Source organism: Bacteroides uniformis (genome assembly GCF_025147485.1).
Taxonomy (GTDB): domain Bacteria; phylum Bacteroidota; class Bacteroidia; order Bacteroidales; family Bacteroidaceae; genus Bacteroides; species Bacteroides uniformis.
The window spans coordinates 906,781-926,129 of record NZ_CP102263.1 but is presented as its reverse complement, the minus strand read 5'-3'; the positions used below and the strand labels follow the sequence as shown (position 1 = coordinate 926,129).

Sequence of the window (19,349 nt, the reverse complement as noted above, 5' to 3'; positions counted from 1 at the left end):
GGGTTTTAACCCGGAAATGTTACACTTGTTTGGCTTTTTTAGGATATATACCATAATAGGAACGAATAATCATTCGCTTTTGTTCTTCTGCATGTCTTCCAGGAAGATACCCACTCCTTTGCGGATGGAGCCGAGCCCGAACTCTTCCGTACGGATATCTTTCAAGGGGAGGAAGAAGAGGTCTGCCGCGTCGTCCATCGCCTTGAAGTGCAAGGTGTCCTCCACCGTACAACGGAAAAACATATCCAGTGTGTGTACGGGGAAGCCGGAATAGATGTAAATGTTGGGCAGGGAGAAGAGATATTCGGCCTTTGCCACCTTCATGCCGGTTTCTTCTCTTACTTCGCGGGCAACGCCTTCCTCACCGGTCTCGGTCATGTCGATGAAGCCTCCGGGGAGGTCCAGCGTCCCTTTGGCAGGCTCTTTGGCGCGGCGGCACACCAACAGCTCGTCGCGCTCGTTCAGTATCAAGGCGACGGTGGCGGAAGAGGGGTTGAAGTAGTAGACGAAACCGCAGTCGGCGCACTGCTTCGACTTCTCGTTATGAACTTCGAAATGGGCTGAACCGCATTTCGGACAATATTTGAATTGCGAAAGTGGATGTTCCATGATATTTTAACCTTTGTCCGGGGGACAAAGATAATGGAAACCAGGTGTAGAATGAAAGGAACAGAGTGAATTTTTCGTATCTTTGGCGACTATAAAACCATATCGGATGAAAGATTTTGCTGCCATTGATTTTGAAACGGCCAACGAACAGCGTACCAGCGTTTGTAGTGTAGGAGTGGTTATCGTACGTGATGGAGAGATTGTGGACCATTATTATAGCCTCATCCGTCCCGAACCGGAGTATTACACTTATTGGAATACCCGCGTGCATGGTCTGACGTTGGCAGATACCCAGGATGCTCCTATCTTTCCCGTTGTGTGGCAGGAAATAGCTCCACGCATTGAAGGCTTGCCATTGGTAGCGCACAACAAGGCCTTTGATGAAAGCTGCCTGAAAGCTGTTTTCCGTACTTACTGCATGGATTATCCGGATTATGAGTTTTATTGTACTTTGCAGGCATCACGTCGTGCTATAAAGGGATTGCCTAACTATCAGTTGCATACAGTGGCTGTTTGCTGTGGCTATCAGTTGGAACATCATCATCATGCGTTGGCTGATGCTGAGGCTTGTGCATGGATAGCGAAACAGGTCATATAAATAAACAGAGGAGACTTGTCATGAAGCCTCCTCTGTGGAATTGTTTGTTTCCTTGATAAAACTCTATCAGTTTATCCTAATGGATTTTCACCTTGGTCACCATCATTGCCGCCGCCTCCGCTTTCGTTTCCTCCGGGATTTTCTTCATTGTCCGGCACGATTTCAGAGCCGGTTACCAATCGTGTGATGCCCGATTGTTTCATCATGTTCTTCAAACGTTGTCCCGGCACGAAAATCAGTTTCTGGCGGTAAACGACATCAGCCGTTACAGACTTTGCATCCTCCTGGCTTTTGCCGTTCAATCCCGGTCGGAGGCTTCCGAAGTCTCCCAGCCGTACGGTTGCACCGATGCTGGCATAGGTGCAGAGTGCGTCAATCATACCGTCCAATACGGCTTTTACGATACCTCTTGGCACCATCCCTTGACTGGTCACCTGGTCGCATAATCTATCAAAATCAATATTTGCTACGGAATAAGAAGCAGCTACATACTTCTCGGTTTTGGTACCAATGCCTACCATTCTCTTTTTTACTACATAACGAAATGCCATAATGTTTTTTGTTTTTAATGGTTGTTACTTGCGGTTTCGTTCACTCGTCAGTTAGCGAGACCTGTTTCTTTGTGACCACGGTGCGAAGTTACAACACTTAAAAACGGCATGGTGCTTTAACGGGACTGAACGACTTTTTTTAACGTTGTATTTAGCCATTTGACGACATGGAAAGTCCTATGCTATAACCTATTGCCTATATTTAAAAAAAATGAGTGATTACATAAAATAATAATTTTGTGATTCTCCATCTGTAATCAAGTACAATCCATTGTCTGTAAACTTGATGACTTTGGGTTTGAATGTGAGTTTCTTCAATGCCTCTGCCAAATTGGATGGAATGTTTTTGTAATATACTCCGTTTTTGCAGCAAGCTATCATCCCGTAATTGGTAATATAGGCATAGTAAACCTCTTCGTATAGTTCTTCGGCTTTCAGTATGAAATTTTTGATGGTTTCATTTGAATAGCTGTAATGCTTGTCCGTGATAACTACCCATTCTCCTCTATCATTGAAGCAGGCCGAAAGAATATTGTCGTCTCTTAAATCTCCTGTACGATATTGTTCCAGTTTTTTGAGGAATGCATCCGGATAACCAAGAGTCCAATACCCTGAACCGCCTAAGATAATTACATAGTTGCCATTTTCAGTGATGTTGATGTCTGTTATTTCAGCATTGCTGCTGTTGGCTTCTTCTATACGTTTCTTAAGCTTGCTGGGAGTACTGCCGGTGTAGGCATATCCACTATTCCCATACACTCCTACTCCTGCTCCATACATAGTGATTGCTCCGGTACGGCATTTCCCCCATTTGTTGATGGCTTCTGTGATGTATGACATGTATGAGCTGGTCGGTAAATTTATATAGCGAACAGTACCGCTATAGGAAAATGGTTTTGAAACGGTTCTGGTTCTGGCTGGAAGAACCGGTTCCGCTTTTTCTTTACAGATATAAGAAGTACCGGCTATCAATTCATTTCCAATCCATTTTCCTGACTGAATGGTGTGTGCCGTAATATCAAAGTAAGCGCCGTATCCATTTCTTTCACCATCCTTCCAAGGGCCGAACCACATATTCCCATTTTCCCAGATATGAATGCCGTATCCGTGGCGTTGTCCATTATAGGTTTCTCCCCAATATTTATTCCCGTTTGTGTAGTTTGTCCGTTCAAATATTTGTCCGGGATATTCTTTGGCTTCTATTTCATAACTGTAGGGGCGGAGCAGCATATACGGTTTTCCGGTGTTTCGGTTGTATTCTACACCATTTTCAGAGCCATTTTTAACTATTATGTCATCTTCTTGAATATGGATGAATAAAGTGAATTCTGAGTTTTTAGTAAAGCCAATTTTAATATTATCTTCTTTGAATTCTACCCTGAATCCATTTATTTCATCATTTTGGGTTTGTCCTAGAGAAGCCTCTCCTTCTATTGTTTTTCCCCACTCTACCGTGCTATTGCGAACAGATTCATGCATGCTTTTCTGTTCACTTTCCGAAGGTGCAGTGTAGAATGGTTTATAGTCCGGTATCATTTTGAGGAGAGTATTCTGTCCGTTGAATCCCGCTTCTTCCAATCTTTCTATGGCAGCTTCTGCTATAGACTTCTGGAGTTCTCCAATGTCTTTGTTGAGAGCAGCCTTTTTGTACCAATATAACGCTGAATTCCCATCTTTTCTCAAGATGTTGTCTATGCCGTATTCATAAGAGATTGCAAGCGAAATCTGTCCGCTTGCATTCCCGTTTTTAGCTGCTCGTTTTGTCCATGCCATTCCGGCGGGGTAATTCTTTGTGACTCCTAACCCGTTTTTCAGTAAATAGGCTAAGCGGCTTTGTGCATAATAAGATTCCGGGCTATTATTGTGTTCGGCGGCTTTTTTATACCAGATAAAAGCCTCTTCATAGTTTTCTTTGTCTTCATATATGCGTCCAAGGTTCTTTTGTGGAAAAGCCCCATTTTTTTCAGCTGCTTTTTTATACCAATAGATGGCCGTTTCTTTATTTTGAGTTAAATTCCCCCAGCCATTACTATAGGCTGCACCCATATTGTTTTGTGCAGCAGGATTTCCTTGCTCAGCCGACTTTCGCCACCAATAAACGGCTTGTATGGTATCAGGTTTTATACCCCATCCCCTAAAGTAGCTCTGTCCGAGATAGAATTGTGCAATCGCGTTTCCATTTATTGCATCTGTCCTATAGTCCGCAGCATTCTTGTGGTTTTGCCCATAAATACTGATGGTAAATACTGCAAGGAATATGCACAATAAGTAATTTTTCATGTTTTTCATAAATTAAGAGTTAATCAATTGCATCCAATAAAATGAATGCAGCCCAGTAAAAGGGATCCTTATATTTTTTTATTTTCTTGAACTCTTTGGGCATAGGCTTTTTGCTCTGTTTTTCTTTTTGCCTGGCTTCTGACTGCCAGCGCTTGTCGGGAGTTGTTTCAATTTCAACTTCGTAGTCACGTACATACTTCTGGGCCTCGCGCAAAGATTCAAATTTGCTCTTTCCTGCGAGCAGATTCTTGTAAAACTGTGTCATCAAGAGTTGAGTAGCATTATCGTCCACTTTCCAGAGACTCATTAATAATGTGTTGGCTCCCGCTTTTTTGAAACCGCGTTGCAAGCCGAATACTCCGTCACCGGTTATTTCTCCCAGTCCGGTTTGGCAGGCAGAAAGTACTACCAGGTCTAACCCTCGTAAATCTAAACCGGCAAGCTCTTTGGCGGTGAGTATGCCGTCTTCTAATCCTTCCGGCAAAGGATTTCCTTTCAGTGCAATATTTGCTCCTGACAATAGCAGTCCTGATCGAGTCAATGCTTTGTCTTCTACGTAGCGTGATTGGTTATTGTCTCCCATCATCAAGAAATCAAGATCCTTTGTCTGTCTGGCTTCTGTTTCTGTCCAATAGAAACCATGAGTGGCGATATGTAGCATACTGATATTCTTACCTGATAAAGCTTTAAAAGATTCTTCTGTACCTCGTAAATCCATATATAAGGCTGGCTGAAGTCTCGTATTCTCTAGTGCTTGTTTAATTTGTTCAGCTTCTATCTTAGTGGCGGGAAGGTATTTGGCTCCGTCACGCAGGTTTAGGGAATCCGGATAGAAGGTATGTTGAATATTCAAGTCTCGAGGAATATCAGTATATTTTTTGTTTTCGACTACTAAAGCTGTTGTATCAGCATCATATTTAAGACCTCCATAGAGAACAGCTTCTTTAATATGGCTTTTGTCTTTTATCATAACCAATTGTCGCGTAGACGACAACCGATAGAAATTTATTTGTTCCGCTATAAAAGTAGAGTCGCTGCTTGGAAGGTGTTCTATGGCGATGTTATGGAGTTGCCCAGCAGGAGCAAAATAAACATTCTTTCTTTGTTTGGAACGGCAACTTTTTATTCTCAACTTTGCTCATTTAAGAGTCTGTTTAAAAACCAACTGAATAAAAGCTTTTATTACGCCAATGAACCTATTATTAGAGCGATTTTTCCCCTTTTTTAATCCCTACTTCCCTTTTTATTAATACTTTTGGGCGTTGTTTTTAATTCGTTAGACAGATGTCTTCTTTCCGTTAGACAATTGTTGTTCTTTCGTAAGATGGACGTTTAACGAAACAGCAACAATTGTCTAACGAATTAAACTCGGTGCATCAGGACTTGTTCTTGCAGCATTGAATGAATAATATTGCCCAACTGATATTCTAAATTATATGAGTGCTTATTACGATTTATACCAGACCCCCAATCCTTCTCCGGAGGACGGTGAAGAAAAGCTGCTTCACGCCCGTATTCTTCCCAAAGGAACCATTCCTGCCGATAAATTCCGCGAACTGGTTCACAAGGCTACCGGTTTCAGCCCTGCCATTCTCGATGGCACGTTGCAGGCTATAACGGATGAGTTGCACAGTTGGCTGGCAGACGGATGGATAGTTGAAGTGGGCGAATTGGGATTCTTTTCGTTGTCATTGAAGTGCGACAAGGCCGTGGCGAATAAAAAGGATATTCGCTCTCCGTCCGTACATTTTCAGAATGTGAACTTACGTATCAGCAGTAGATTCCGCAACCGCTTTCAGACAATGGAGCTGGAACGGAAAGCATCTCCCTATATCTCTCATTCCAAATTGACATTGGAGGAGCGGAGAAAAAAACTGTTGCAGCATTTGAATAAGTATGGCTGCATTACGCGTACTGATTATGAACAGCTGACCGGAAAGGCGAAACATCAGGCGGTGGCCGATTTGAACCTATTTCTGGAAGAAGGTATTATTCGCAAATATGGTAGTGGAAAAACAGTGGTATATCTCAAGCCATGACAAGCAAGAGAGTTAGAGGAGTTATCACTTTGCTCCGCTAGGGGTTACAGCCGATACTCTTGTGTATGTATTCACAGAACTATCGGCTTTAACTCCTAAGCCGACTTGCCGGCTGATGACTCCTTCTGACTCCCGATAACTCCTTTAAACGAAAGAGCCGTGCGTATAAAAAGGGAAGAAACTTTTAGTACTGCCGATTTGTTTTTAACTTTGTCAATTGAAAACTAATAAAAACAAGCGTATGAATATGAAGGTTGTATCTATGTGCCTGATATGTGCCGGAGCTTTGTTGACCGGTTGTGGAAACGGCGGTAAAAAGGAAGCGGAAACTTCGGAGAGAAAGGAAAAAGAGGCCGTGGTTGGTAGTGATAAAGACGAACATGGTTGTATTGCTTCTGCCGGATATACGTGGAGCGAGGTGCAGAAAGATTGCATCCATTTGTGGGAGAAAGGTGTCCGCATGAATGCAGTGGATGATGCCGGGAAGACTTTGTTCTTGGTGTTCAGTCCGGACTCTACGCAAGTGGAGTTGTTTTTCTCGGAGGAAGGTGTTTCGAACGAAATTCTGGACCGTCGAGGTCTGCCTGCCGGTGGATATGCCTGGAATGTGGAAGATGATGATACGAAAAACGTACGTCTGGAAGACGGTGAGTGGACGGTCAGCCAACGGGGGAGGCTCATTTATCAGGAAGATGCGAATGGTAAATAATATAAGAATATGGAAAATTTGAAGGCGTTGACAGAGGCTGTCTGCTGTGTAGCCCGTGAAGCCGGGCATTTTTTGAAGGAAGAGCGGAAAAGTTTCCGTCGGGAGGTGGTGCAGGAAAAACATGCGCACGATTATGTATCTTATGTGGACAAGGCTTCCGAGAAAAAGGTTGTATCTGCCCTTAGGAAATTGCTTCCCGAAGCCGGATTCATTGCCGAAGAAGGGTCTGCTGCCTATAGTGACGAAACGTATTGCTGGGTAGTGGATCCTTTGGATGGGACAACGAACTATATTCACGACAATGCTCCCTATTGTGTAAGTATTGCCTTGCGTGACAAGCAGTCGCTTTTGCTGGGTGTGGTTTATGAACCCTGCCGAGACGAGTGTTTTTATGCTTGGAAAGGAGGAGGAGCCTATGTGAACGGAGAACGGTTGCGTGTTTCGCTTGTCAGTGAACTGAAAGACGCTTTTGTGGTGACAGAGTTACCCTACAATTTCGAGCAGTATGCCCGTACGGGCGAACATTTGATACACGAACTTTACGGTAAGGTTGCAGGCATTCGCATGAATGGTTCGGCGGCGCTTGCCCTCTGCTATGTGGCTGCCGGACGTTTTGACGCTTGGCTGGAAGCTTTTATCGGTAAGTGGGATTTCTCTGCGGCTGCACTCATGGTGTTGGAAGCCGGCGGTAAGGTAACAGACTTTTTGGGAAACGAGAACTTTATAGAAGGGCATCATATCATAGCCACCAACGGGCCGCTGCATCCGTTGTTTTTGCGGTTGGTACGGGAGGCGCTGCCATTCTGATACGGTTCTTATTGCCTTATTACACTTTTTTATGGAAAACACATTTAAAGCCTGGTTCTTGTCCTTTGTCCATCTCTTCTTCCCGCGTCAGTGTGCTGTATGCGGGAGCTCTTTGCAAGAGGGAGAAGAGGGCATTTGCATCAGGTGTAATATGAATATGCCACGGACAAACTATCATCTTCGCGAAGACAACTCCGTGGAGCGTATGTTTTGGGGGAAGATACCTCTGGAACGCGGCACTTCCTTCTTTTATTATCACAAAGGAAGTGATTTCCGCCACATCCTGCATCAACTGAAGTATGGAGGCCGGAAAGATTTGGGAGAAATAATGGGGCGTTTTATGGCAGCGGAGCTGGCGGCTACCGGTTTTTTCCGTGGTATAGACGTAATTATCCCCGTTCCTCTACATCCCCGCAAACAAAAGTTGCGCGGATACAATCAGAGTGAATGTATAGCGCGCGGCGTTTCTGCCGTAACGGGTATTCCTATTGATGTGTCCTCCGTGCTGCGCAGAAGACATACGGAAACGCAGACCCGAAAGTCTGCTTACGAGCGTTGGGAAAATGTAGACGGTATTTTCCTTCTCCGCTATCCGGAACGCTTTGTGGGGAAACATATCCTTATTGTGGATGATGTACTGACCACCGGAGCCACTACAACTGCATGTGCCGATGCGCTTAAAGATGTGGGAGGCGTACATGTTAGTATCCTGACGCTGGCAGTGGCGGGTTCGTGAATCAGAAGCGGAAACGTCCGCCTGCCACGATTGTTCCCGTATATCCTACGCCGAATTCGGTGAAGAAGGCAAACTGATTTCCATATTCGATACCCAGAAAACTGAACTGATAGGCAAATTCCTTTTTGTGATAAGTGTCTCCTCCAAAGCTGTTCCGGAGGAAATAGGCGCCGAGCCCTGCAGAGGAATATAGGGAGAATTGGGGGCGGGTGAACCAATGCCACCGGAAGGTGGGGAGGATATACAGATAGCGCCGGTCATCGTTCTTATTCTCATCCAAAACTTCATAAAGGCTACTGGCCGTCCCTCTATTACCGGTTATTCCTCCGGTTACGCCTAGGCTGATTTTACGGTTGATTCTATAAATATAACTGATATTCAGAGCGCCGTAATAGCTGGTCTTCTCGCGTGTATAGATTCCAAAACTTGCTGTCGGAGCAATAAACTCTTCGGCTATACTATTGGCGTCGGTAATGGGGAGGAAGCCGTAACTGACGGATATTTCATGGTGGCGGAATTTTTCTCGCGTAGAAACAAGAGAGGTTTGTGCTTTACCAGCGGTACATAGGCTGAATCCTATGACTAAAAAGAATAAAAGAGTTTTCATTGTAGTTTGGTGTTTGGATTAAAATATGTTTTTCTAATAAATAAAGACAGGTGCTTTTATGAAACTCCTTACTTTACATTTGGCAAATGTATGTTAAATCTTTGAATATGAAATAGAAATGTTTGTCTTTTGTGTGGGATAATGTGGGAAAACAAAAAAGGTTCGCCTAATTGACGAACCTTTTCGCTCTTCCTCTTGGACTTGAACCAAGGACCCTCTGATTAACAGTCAGATGCTCTAACCGACTGAGCTAAGGAAGAATATGCATTCAAGTTTTTTCGCTCTTCCTCTTGGACTTGAACCAAGGACCCTCTGATTAACAGTCAGATGCTCTAACCGACTGAGCTAAGGAAGAATGTTGTTTTTTCTCAAATGCGCTGCAAAAGTAATAGGATATTTTGAAATATGCAATATCTTTGCAAAAAAAATATCGAAGATGGATAAAATAATTGGGTTGGGCAATGCTTTGGTTGATGCACTGGCAATCATTGAGGATGATAATATTTTGACGGAGATGCAGCTCCCGAAAGGAAGTATGACTCTGATTGATGAAGATAAGTTCTTGAAAATTAGTGAGTATTTCAGCCGGATGGAGACGCATCTGGCTAACGGAGGTTCTGCCGGAAACGCAATTCGGGCAATGGCATGCCTTGGTGCGGGTACGGGATTCATCGGAAAAGTAAGCAATGACTTTTACGGTAACTTTTTCCGGGATAGTCTGCTGGAGCATGGGACAGAGGCGGATTTATTGCTTTCCACTACCCTTCCGTCCGGTGTAGCCTCTACTTTCATTTCTCCTGATGGAGAGCGCACTTTCGGCACTTATTTGGGGGCGGCTTCTACATTGAAGGCGGAAGATCTTTCGCTGGATATGTTCAAAGGATATGCTTACCTATTTATAGAGGGGTATCTGGTGCAAGACCATGATATGATTCTCCGTGCCATTGAGCTGGCTAAAGAGGCCGGCTTACAAGTATGTTTGGACATGGCGAGCTACAATATAGTAGAAGGAGACCTTGAATTTTTCTCTCTGTTGGTCAACAAATATGTGGATATTGTTTTTGCCAATGAGGAAGAGGCAAAGGCTTTTACGGGTAAGGAACCGGAGGAAGCATTGGATATCATTGCCAAAATGTGTAGCATAGCCATTGTAAAGGTGGGTGCCCGTGGTTCTCTGATTCGCAAAGGTACAGAGATGGTGCAGGTACAAGCGGCTCCGGTAGAGAAAGTGGTGGACACTACAGGAGCTGGCGACTATTTTGCGGCAGGTTTCTTGTATGGACTGACGTGTGGCTACTCGCTGGAGAAATGTGGCAAGATAGGCTCCCTTCTCTCCAAAGATGTGATACAAGTGGTGGGTACAGAGCTTCAGGCTGCACAATGGGAAAAAATCAAGGAAGAAATTTTATTAATTAATTAATGTGCTGATGTGCCAATGTGCTAATTGGCTGCGCAATATTTGTTTCGCTATTACGCTGCAGGTTATTAGCACATTGGCACATTGGCATATTAGCACATTATCATAATTATGAGAAGAATTTTAAAGATACGCTGGATGGTTACCTTGCTGATTGTAGCGGGAGCCGTTTGTTTTTGGGGGTTTAAGAGTGGTGATAGCCGCAGTTTCCAAATAGCAAAGAATCTGGATATATTCAATTCCATTGTGAAAGAGTTGGATATGTTCTACGTGGATACGATTGATCCGAACAAGACTATCCGTGAAGGCATTGATGCCATGCTCTACTCGCTGGATCCCTACACGGAGTATTATCCGGAAGATGACCAAAGCGAATTGGAGCAGATGCTGAAGAATTCCTATGGTGGTATAGGTTCTGTGATTACTTGGAATCCGAAACTGAAACGTTCCATGATATCTGAGCCATACGAGAATATGCCTGCTGCCGATGTAGGCCTGAAAGCCGGAGATATTTTGATGGAAATTGACGGAAAAGACCTTGCCGGAAAGAACAACCAGGAAGTCAGCGAGATGCTTCGCGGACAAGTGGGTACCAGCTTCAAGCTGAAAGTGCAACGTCCCGGTACAGAGAAACCGTTGGATTTCGACATTGTGCGCCGTTCCATCCAATTGCCGTTCATACCTTATTATACGGTGCTGGATAATAATATAGGTTATATCAATCTCAGCACCTTCTCGGGGAATCCTTCCAAGGAGTTCAAGCAGGCTTTTCTGGACTTGAAGAAGCGGGGGATGACTTCGTTGGTGATTGACTTGCGGAACAATGGGGGTGGCTTGCTGGATGAGTCTATAGAGATAGCCAACTTCTTTCTGCCTCGCGGAAAAACACTTGTGACGACAAAGGGTAAGATTAAGCAAGCCAGCAATACCTACAAGACATTGCGTGAACCGTTGGATCTGGAAATTCCTTTGGCTGTTCTGGTCAATGGCGGAACGGCTTCTTCGTCAGAAATCCTTGCGGGCTCTTTGCAGGACCTTGACCGTGCGGTCATTATCGGTAACCGTACTTTCGGTAAGGGATTGGTGCAGACCACCCGTCCGTTGCCATACGGTGGTACCATGAAGCTGACGACTTCCAAATATTATATTCCCAGCGGCCGTTGTGTGCAGGCTATCGACTACAAGCACCGGAATGAGGACGGCAGTGTGGGACGTATTCCGGACAGCCTTACTACCGTGTTCCATACGGCTGCCGGACGTGAAGTGCGGGATGGTGGAGGCGTGACTCCGGACATTGCGGTGAAGCAGGAGAAGCTGCCCAACATTCTGTTCTATCTTGTCAATGACAATCTTATTTTCAATTATGCCACGGACTATTGCCTGAAACATCCTACCATCCCTTCAGCAGAGAAGTTTGAAATTACAGATGCCGATTATGCGGACTTCAAGGCGATGGTGAAAAAGGCGGACTTCAAATACGACCAGCAGACAGAGAAGATGCTGAAGAACCTGAAGGAGATGGCCGAATTTGAGGGCTATCTGACTGATGCTTCGAAAGAGTTTGAAGCGCTGGAGAAAAAATTGTCGCATAATCTGGACCGTGACCTTGACCATTTCTCCAAGGACATCAAGAGCATGATTGCGGTAGAAATCATCAAACGTTATTATTTCCAGCGTGGAAGCATTATCCAGCAGTTGAAAGATGATGATGATTTGAAAGAGGCTGTAAAGATACTCACTGCTCCGGAAAAATATAAGGAAATGTTGAGTGCTCCGGCAGTGACGTCAATGTCTCTGCAACAAAGAAAGGAGACAGCCCCGGTTTTTCTGAGTACCGCTACGAGAGCAAATGAACATGTTTATGATGAAATAGTATAAGGACACTCTTAAGAGGATTCTTTTATTTGCTCCTTAATTTATACCGGATAGTCTCTGTATAAGCCTTTTATACACGACTATCCGGTTAAGTTGTTTGTAGGGTATTAACTTGTTTTATATTTTTGCAGGTGATAATGAAAATATTGACAAGGTTATGAAACAATTGAATTCTCTGAGAGTATGGCTGTTTGTGGTATTGTTGCTTTGCTTCTCTCTTTCCGGACAAGCCCAGTTCCTGCGCACTTCCTACTTTATGGAAGGAAGTAACCAGCGTATGCAGCTCAATCCGGCCTTGATGCCGGGACGCGGTTATCTGAATATTCCCGTGATAGGTTCGTTGAATGCTACCGTCAACTCCAGTTCCCTGGGGTATAGGGATATTATGGACATTATTGAGAACAGTGATGATAGCGACTATTTCATGAGCAATGACTTTATGAACCGACTGGATGCTACCAATAACTTGAATGTGAATTTGAGTACCGACATTCTGTCTGCCGGGTGGTATAAAGGAAAGAACTTCTGGTCAGTCAATGTGGGGTTGCGTAATGATATCGGTGCCGCCATACCGAAAACCATGTTCCAGTTTATGAATAACATGAGCAGCCGGGAGTTCGGTGACAATATTTCTGACTATTTGGGTATTAACGAAACCATTAATGGACAGAAGCTTGAGATAAATTCCTATGCGGAAGTCGGCCTTGGCTTTGCAAGGAATATCACAGACCGACTGGCTGTGGGTGGTAAGGTGAAGATGCTGCTGGGTATCGGTAACTTAAAGCTGAACATCAACCAGATTCATGTGGAAACTCCTTCTGTCGGCTCTTCAGGAGTGACGAGTAAAGCTTCCATTCAAGTGGATGCAACTTTGGAGAACTCGTCAAAGCTGTTAGAACTTCCCGAGAATGAGAATGGTGATTATATCGATGAAATCGATTTTGGCAGTTTTGGTTTTGCCGGATATGGTGGGGCTATTGATTTGGGAGTATCTTACAAGTTACTGGATAAATTGACACTTTCTGCTTCAGTTCTTGATTTGGGCTTTATCAAATGGTCTAAATCGAATACCAGTATAGCGCGAGCCAATACAGAGCAGACTTATGATCTTCTTGACCCGGCCTCGCAGCAGGAGTTCATGGATATTGTGAACAGCGGCGAGATTCTTAACTATGACATGTTGCAGCTCAAGACGGAGGAGGCTTCTGAGAAGAGCCGTACCCGTGGATTGACTTCTACAATGGTTCTTGGCGCTGAATATGCCTTACTGAATGATTGGCTGGTAGTGGGTGCCTTGTATACCGGTCGTTTTGCCAAACCGAAAACTTTGAATGAGCTGACTTTCTCTGCCTGCATCCGTCCGACGAATGCTTTCAATGTAGCTGCCAGCTATTCCGTACTTCAAGGAGCCGGTAAAACCTTCGGTCTGGCACTGAAACTGGGTTCCTTCTTTGCAGGAACAGATTATATGTTCTTTGGTAAGAATACGAAGAATGTCAATGCTTACTTGGGTGTTTCTATTCCTTTGGGAAAACAGAAAACTGCTGAAAATTAATAAATTGGATTTGGATATTATCGCGGATTATCTTTCTATAAAAGAGGATAATCTGCGATTTTGTTTTTACGAAAACGCAAAAAGCTTTATCTTTGCTGCTAAATACCTATAAACAGTACTCATGAGAATTGCAATAACGTTTTTCTTGTCTTTGGTTTTCAGTAGTTTGCTGCAAGCTTCACCCATACCTTTTTCTCCTATAGTGAGGAGCTATTCGGTGTCGGATTATAATGTCGGTATTCAGAATTGGGCCATTGCTCAGGACGAAAGAGGGGTGATGTATTTCGGTAATAACAGTGGGCTGCTGGAATTTGATGGAAGTGCTTGGCGGCTGTATGAATTACCGACAAAAGGAATTGTGCGTGCTATATATATCAGTGAAGATGGAAAAATTTATGTAGGCTCTTACGAAGAATTCGGTTATTTTGTTCATACTCCTTATAATACCCTTGAATATCACTCGCTAAAAGATGAGGTGAAGGACTTTACTTTTCATAACGACGAAATCTGGAACATTGTTTGCGTTCAAGGGGAAATTGTATTTCAATCGTTTGGTTCTCTCTTTTTTTATAATGGAAATTCTGTGGAAGGTATTCGGGTGAAGAGCCTTCCGCTGAACTTATTTCAGGTTGGAAATACTTTTTATTCTCAAAGAATAAATGGTGGACTTTGTGTCTTCTCCGGCAGGAAAATGGAAGAACTTATTCCCAGAAAGGTATTTGGGAATAGCGATGTCTTGGCTGGGCTTCCTTATGATGATGCCGTTTTAATGCTTACTCGTAATCAGGGAGGTTTTCTCCTCTATCGAGATGGGAGGGTAGAAAAATGGAAAACCGAATGTGATGATATATTCAGGAAGCATACCATTAATCGTGCGGTGATAACCAAGGACAGTTGTTACGTTGTTGGCACAATATCCGATGGCATATATGCGTTGGATAAAAAGGGAAAGCTGATTTGGAAGGTCAATACGGATAATAAACTACAGAACAATACTGTTTTGAGATTATATTGTGATGATGACAACAATATATGGACAGCTTTGGATGAAGGTATTGCCTATATACACAACAATTCTTTAATCTATTATTATGAACCTCCATTTCGTAAAATAGGCATGGTATATGATGTTCTGGTAAGGGAAAATGAAGCTTATATTGCTTCTAATCAGGGACTTTATTGGCTTAAGGATGGAAAGACTGAATTAGTTCCGGGTTTGGAAGAACAAGCGTGGTTCGTCGATGAATGGGGAAAACAGATTTTTTGCGGGCATAACAAAGGAACTTTCCTTATATCGGGGTTGAAGTCAAAGTTGGTATCTGATGTAAAGGGAGGGATGTGTATGGAAAAGATTGAATCGAAGGAAGAATCTTTTTTATTGGAAGGAACTTATGCGCTTTTAAATCTATATACGGAAGATACTTCGGGAGCATATGGTTTTATCCGGTCTCTGCGTGGATTCAGTCATATGGTCCGTCACATAGAGGTGGACCATCAAGGGAATATCTGGGCGAAACACTTAAGGAATGGTTTGTATCGTTTTCGGATTGATCCGGATATGAAGCAGGTAAAGGATGTACGGAAGTATGAGGGCCTGGGAGAAGTGAAAGGTGGGAGTTTTACTTTGTTCAAAATCAATGGTCGGGTAGTTTTTTCTAATGGGGAATATTTCTATACTTACGAAGATATGACTGATTCGATTGTTCCCTATGAAACAATGAATGAACAATTGATGGAATTGAAGGGAATCAAGACAGTGAGTCGTGCGAACGGAGATTACTATTGGTTTGTGGGTGATAGGATAGTGTATTTAGTGAAGTGTGCGATAAATACTTTCAATATCGAACTCCGGATTCCATATTCTTTGTTTGACGGTCTGACGGTGGAAGAACGGGGAAGCGTGGCTTATGACGTGAGGAATGGCTGTTCCTATCTTTGCCTGAACAATGCCATTGCCCGTATTGAGACGGACAGTTCCTCGTTATATAAATCTCGGGTCAGACGCTCTTTATGGATTTCGGGAATGCGGGTCATTGATGAATTCAGTGGTAAGCGGAAAACATTGGTCGTGCAGCCGGGAGCCAAGGTGGAGCCTGAGTTTAATACGGTGAATTTTACATTGTGTTATCCGGTTTATAGTAATTATACTTATAAGGTAAGGTATCGGTTGGAAGGATATTCTGACCAATGGATGCCGGGTGGACGCTATTTGCAGAAGAAGTATTCTCGGCTCTCCTATGGAAGTTATGTTTTTCAGGCAGAGATATATGATACCGATAGAGTTTTGGCATCGGTAGAGCTTCCTTTTGAGATTTTGCGTCCGTGGTATTTGTCTTATTGGGCTGTGGGAAGTTATATCTTGGCAGGATTGTGTCTGTTGGCTTTATTGCAATATCTGGTCTACCGTTTCGTGAAGAAAAAGAAAGACCGTGTGATTGAACGGCAGCGCGTAGCCCATCAGGCAGAACTCGAGCGGCAAGAGAAGAAGATTGTTGAGTTGGAAAAGGAACAGCTTGAGGCCGATTTGCGTTTTAAAAGCAAGGAGTTGTCCAGTGTGGTAATGACAAATATCGCCCATCAGGAATTTCTGAGTTCCTTGAAAGAAGAGATACAGCGGCAAAAGTTGTTAGGACAGTATAGCCGTAAGAACTTGGATAAGCTGCTCACTTTAGTTAATAGCAATATAGTGTCCGATGAAGAGAATTGGACTATGTTTCAGGCTAATTTTGACCGTATACACGAGAATTTCTTCCGTAATCTGAAACTTCAATATACAGATTTAACTTCAGGAGATTTGCGCTTTTGCGCATTGCTTCGCTTGAATATGCCGACAAAGGAGATAGCGAAGTTGCTCAACATTTCCACGCGTGGGGTTGATGCTGCAAGATACCGGTTGCGCAAGAAATTCAATCTGCTTCCGGAAGAAAGTCTGACTGATTTTCTTATAAACTTTAAATAGCTGCTTTACAGTGAAATATTAATGGGGGAAGTACTAATATTGTACTTCCTCTTTTGTTTTTTAGTGATGGTTGTACTTTTGTTGTAGTACGGGATGTGGAGATTGTCGCATGCTTTTCTTTTATTTGCAGTAAAATAATATTTCTATCAATTAAAAGCATGAAAAACATGAAGCATTTACTTTTCAAGTTACAATTATTTTTAGTCTTGTTGGTGTTTACTGCCGTTAGTACGTATGCACAGAAATCTCCGGTTGATATGGATCGTTTCATCGACGATTTAATGAAGAAGATGACCCTGGAAGAGAAAATAGGTCAGTTGAATCTGCCGGTTACCGGTGAGATTACGACCGGTCAGGCTAAAAGTAGTAATGTGGCCAAACGTATTCGTGCCGGTGAAGTGGGCGGGCTTTTCAATCTGAAAGGCGTGGAACGTATCCGCGATGTACAGAAGCAGGCGGTTGAAGAAAGTCGTTTGGGTATTCCTCTCTTATTTGGTATGGATGTTATTCATGGATATGAAACGGTGTTTCCCATTCCTTTAGGATTATCGTGTACATGGGATATGAAGGCGGTTGAAGAATCGGCGCGTATTGCAGCCATTGAGTCCAGCGCCGACGGTATTTGCTGGACATTCAGTCCGATGGTGGATATTTGCCGTGATGCCCGTTGGGGGCGTGTGTCCGAGGGCAACGGTGAAGACCCGTTTCTGGGAGCAGCCATTGCGCAAGCCATGGTACGTGGTTATCAGGGAAAGGATATGAGCCGTAATGATGAGATTATGGCTTGTGTAAAGCATTTTGCCTTGTATGGTGCCGGCGAGGCAGGACGTGACTATAATACAGTAGATATGAGTCATCAGCGCATGTTCAATGAATACATGTTGCCCTATCAGGCGGCGGTTGATGCCGGTGTGGGCAGTGCGATGGCTTCTTTCAATGAGGTCGATGGTATTCCAGCTACTGGAAACAAGTGGTTGATGACGGATGTATTGCGTAAGCAGTGGGGGTTTGACGGTTTTGTAGTGACAGATTATACCGGAATTACAGAAATGACCGACCATGGCATGGGCGATACGCAGACTGTTGCCGCGTTGGCGTTGAATGCTGGTGTCGATATGGATATGGTGAGCGATGCATTTGTAGGTACGCTCAAGAAGTCATTGACAGAAGGAAAAGTGACAGAAGAAGCTATTAATGCGGCTTGTCGCCGTATTTTGGAAGCTAAGTACAAGTTAGGCTTGTTCGATAATCCTTATAAATACTGTGATGTGAAGCGTGCCAAGAAGCAAATCTTTACCAAAGAGCATCGTGCCGTTGCGCGTAAGATTGCTTCGGAGAGCTTGGTGTTGCTGAAGAACGAGGGTAATGTGCTTCCGCTGGCCAAGAAGGGCACTATTGCTGTGGTAGGTCCGTTGGCAGACAGCCGCAGTAATATGCCGGGTACTTGGAGTGTGGCTGCCGTATTGAAGAATGCTACTTCTTTGGCTGAAGGTTTGAAGGCGGTAGCAGGCGGTAAAGCCGAAATACTGACTGCGAAAGGCTGTAATTTGATGAGTGATGCCGAATATGAGAAACGTGCCACTATGTTCGGACGTTCTTTACACCGTGACAATCGTTCGGACAAGGAGTTGCTGGACGAGGCTCTTGCCGTGGCTGCCAAATCGGATGTTATTGTGGCTGCGCTCGGTGAGTCTTCGGAAATGAGTGGAGAGAGCAGTTGCCGCACGAATCTTGAAATGACGGACACCCAACGCATACTGTTACAGGAATTATTGAAAACGGGAAAACCTGTGGTACTGGTGCTGTTTACCGGTCGTCCGCTGGTACTGAACTGGGAGCAGGCAAACGTGCCGGCCATTCTGAATGTATGGTTTGCGGGCAGTGAGGCAGGTTTTGCCATCGGCGATGTACTGTTTGGTGATGTGAACCCGAGCGGAAAGCTGACTACGACTTTCCCGAAGAGCGTGGGACAGATTCCTTTGTTCTACAACCACAAGAACACGGGTCGCCCTCTTGCCGACGGTGCATGGTTCCAGAAATTCCGCAGCAACTATATAGACATAGACAATGAACCGCTTTATCCCTTCGGTTTCGGTTTGAGCTATACAACATTCTCTTATAGCGACGTGGCTTTGGACAAGACTAGCATGACGGATAAGGGCGAACTGACTGCTACCGTGACTGTGACCAATACCGGCAAGAGAGACGGTGCCGAAGTGGTCCAGCTTTATATTCGTGACCTTGTGGGAAGTGTAACCCGTCCGGTGAAAGAGTTGAAAGGCTTTGAAAAGATTTTCCTGAAAGCCGGCGAATCTAAAAAAGTATCTTTCAAGATTACCCCCGAATTGCTGAAGTTCTACAACTACAATCTTGATTTTGTATGCGAGCCGGGTGACTTTGAGGTGATGATTGGCAGAAGTTGCCGGGACGTAAAAAAAGCAGCGTTCAAGTTACTCTAACTGATTCCCAAGGCGGCAATATGCAGCATTCGAGTCACTGCGTTGAAATGGCATTGTTGCTGCATATTGTCTGCATTTTCACTGCAAACTATATGCAGTATTCTTGCAGTATTTGCTTGACTTGTGTAAGATAATATGATCTATTGAA

General features: G+C 44.0%; 15 protein-coding genes and 2 tRNA genes. 10 read left to right on the top strand and 7 right to left on the bottom strand.

Features of this window, described 5'->3' with window-relative positions; genetic code table 11:
- Window positions 1-69: 69 nt before the first annotated feature.
- Window positions 70-609 (bottom strand): NUDIX domain-containing protein, encoded by a 540-nt coding sequence (locus tag NQ510_RS03570; RefSeq protein ID WP_005830636.1) that lies wholly within the window; start codon window positions 607-609, stop codon window positions 70-72.
- A 106-nt stretch (window positions 610-715) separates the two neighbouring features.
- Here NQ510_RS03570 and NQ510_RS03565 point away from each other — a divergent pair, with 106 nt between their 5' ends.
- Entirely contained in the window at window positions 716-1,207 is a 492-nt protein-coding gene (locus NQ510_RS03565; protein WP_005830635.1) for a 3'-5' exonuclease, read from the top strand.
- Between the two features lie 71 nt (window positions 1,208-1,278).
- On the opposite strand, the gene NQ510_RS03560 is transcribed toward NQ510_RS03565, so the two are convergent.
- The 3 genes from NQ510_RS03560 to NQ510_RS03550 all read right to left on the bottom strand — a co-directional run bounded on the left by NQ510_RS03560 (window position 1,279) and on the right by NQ510_RS03550 (window position 5,170).
- The gene (locus NQ510_RS03560) at window positions 1,279-1,758 is read right to left on the bottom strand and encodes an HU family DNA-binding protein (RefSeq protein WP_005830632.1); all 480 of its coding nucleotides are present in this window, start codon (window positions 1,756-1,758) and stop codon (window positions 1,279-1,281) included.
- A gap of 219 nt (window positions 1,759-1,977) precedes the next feature.
- Window positions 1,978-4,047 (bottom strand): tetratricopeptide repeat protein, encoded by a 2,070-nt coding sequence (locus NQ510_RS03555; protein WP_005830630.1) that lies wholly within the window; start codon window positions 4,045-4,047, stop codon window positions 1,978-1,980.
- A gap of 10 nt (window positions 4,048-4,057) precedes the next feature.
- Window positions 4,058-5,170 (bottom strand): CHAT domain-containing protein, encoded by a 1,113-nt coding sequence (locus tag NQ510_RS03550; RefSeq protein ID WP_005834454.1) that lies wholly within the window; start codon window positions 5,168-5,170, stop codon window positions 4,058-4,060.
- Between the two features lie 304 nt (window positions 5,171-5,474).
- Here NQ510_RS03550 and NQ510_RS03545 point away from each other — a divergent pair, with 304 nt between their 5' ends.
- The 4 genes from NQ510_RS03545 to NQ510_RS03530 all read left to right on the top strand — a co-directional run bounded on the left by NQ510_RS03545 (window position 5,475) and on the right by NQ510_RS03530 (window position 8,329).
- Window positions 5,475-6,077: an HU family DNA-binding protein gene (locus NQ510_RS03545; protein ID WP_005830624.1), complete on the top strand. Its 603-nt coding sequence runs from the start codon at window positions 5,475-5,477 to the stop codon at window positions 6,075-6,077.
- A gap of 241 nt (window positions 6,078-6,318) precedes the next feature.
- Window positions 6,319-6,786 (top strand): hypothetical protein, encoded by a 468-nt coding sequence (locus tag NQ510_RS03540; RefSeq protein ID WP_005830620.1) that lies wholly within the window; start codon window positions 6,319-6,321, stop codon window positions 6,784-6,786.
- 9 nt (window positions 6,787-6,795) lie between these two features.
- Window positions 6,796-7,593 carry an inositol monophosphatase family protein gene (locus tag NQ510_RS03535; RefSeq protein ID WP_005830618.1) on the top strand — a complete coding sequence of 266 codons (798 nt, stop codon included), beginning with the start codon at window positions 6,796-6,798 and terminating at the stop codon, window positions 7,591-7,593.
- Between the two features lie 31 nt (window positions 7,594-7,624).
- The gene (locus NQ510_RS03530) at window positions 7,625-8,329 is read left to right on the top strand and encodes a ComF family protein (RefSeq protein WP_005830616.1); all 705 of its coding nucleotides are present in this window, start codon (window positions 7,625-7,627) and stop codon (window positions 8,327-8,329) included.
- 1 nt (window position 8,330) lies between these two features.
- Here the strand turns inward: NQ510_RS03530 and NQ510_RS03525 are convergent, their stop codons facing one another.
- From NQ510_RS03525 to NQ510_RS03515, 3 genes are all read right to left on the bottom strand, one after another.
- On the bottom strand, window positions 8,331-8,936 hold the full coding sequence (locus NQ510_RS03525) for an outer membrane beta-barrel protein (RefSeq protein ID WP_005830614.1): 606 nt from the start codon (window positions 8,934-8,936) through the stop codon (window positions 8,331-8,333).
- Between the two features lie 186 nt (window positions 8,937-9,122).
- Window positions 9,123-9,196 (bottom strand) — tRNA-Asn (locus tag NQ510_RS03520).
- A 21-nt stretch (window positions 9,197-9,217) separates the two neighbouring features.
- Window positions 9,218-9,291: transfer RNA gene (locus tag NQ510_RS03515), tRNA-Asn, on the bottom strand.
- Window positions 9,292-9,372: 81 nt separating this feature from the next.
- On the opposite strand from NQ510_RS03515, the gene NQ510_RS03510 reads away from it, so the two are divergent.
- The 5 genes from NQ510_RS03510 (at window position 9,373) to bglX (ending at window position 19,201) form a co-directional block, all read left to right on the top strand.
- Window positions 9,373-10,356 carry an adenosine kinase gene (locus NQ510_RS03510; RefSeq protein WP_005834458.1) on the top strand — a complete coding sequence of 328 codons (984 nt, stop codon included), beginning with the start codon at window positions 9,373-9,375 and terminating at the stop codon, window positions 10,354-10,356.
- A gap of 108 nt (window positions 10,357-10,464) precedes the next feature.
- Entirely contained in the window at window positions 10,465-12,231 is a 1,767-nt protein-coding gene (locus NQ510_RS03505; protein ID WP_005830610.1) for a S41 family peptidase, read from the top strand.
- 154 nt (window positions 12,232-12,385) lie between these two features.
- Window positions 12,386-13,783, top strand: a complete 1,398-nt coding sequence (locus tag NQ510_RS03500; protein WP_057254077.1) for a DUF5723 family protein — start codon at window positions 12,386-12,388, stop codon at window positions 13,781-13,783.
- 121 nt (window positions 13,784-13,904) lie between these two features.
- Entirely contained in the window at window positions 13,905-16,742 is a 2,838-nt protein-coding gene (locus tag NQ510_RS03495) for a hypothetical protein (protein ID WP_080545844.1), read from the top strand.
- Between the two features lie 167 nt (window positions 16,743-16,909).
- Window positions 16,910-19,201, top strand: coding sequence for a beta-glucosidase BglX (bglX, locus tag NQ510_RS03490; protein WP_008662605.1), 2,292 nt, complete (start codon window positions 16,910-16,912; stop codon window positions 19,199-19,201).
- Window positions 19,202-19,349 lie beyond the last annotated feature (148 nt).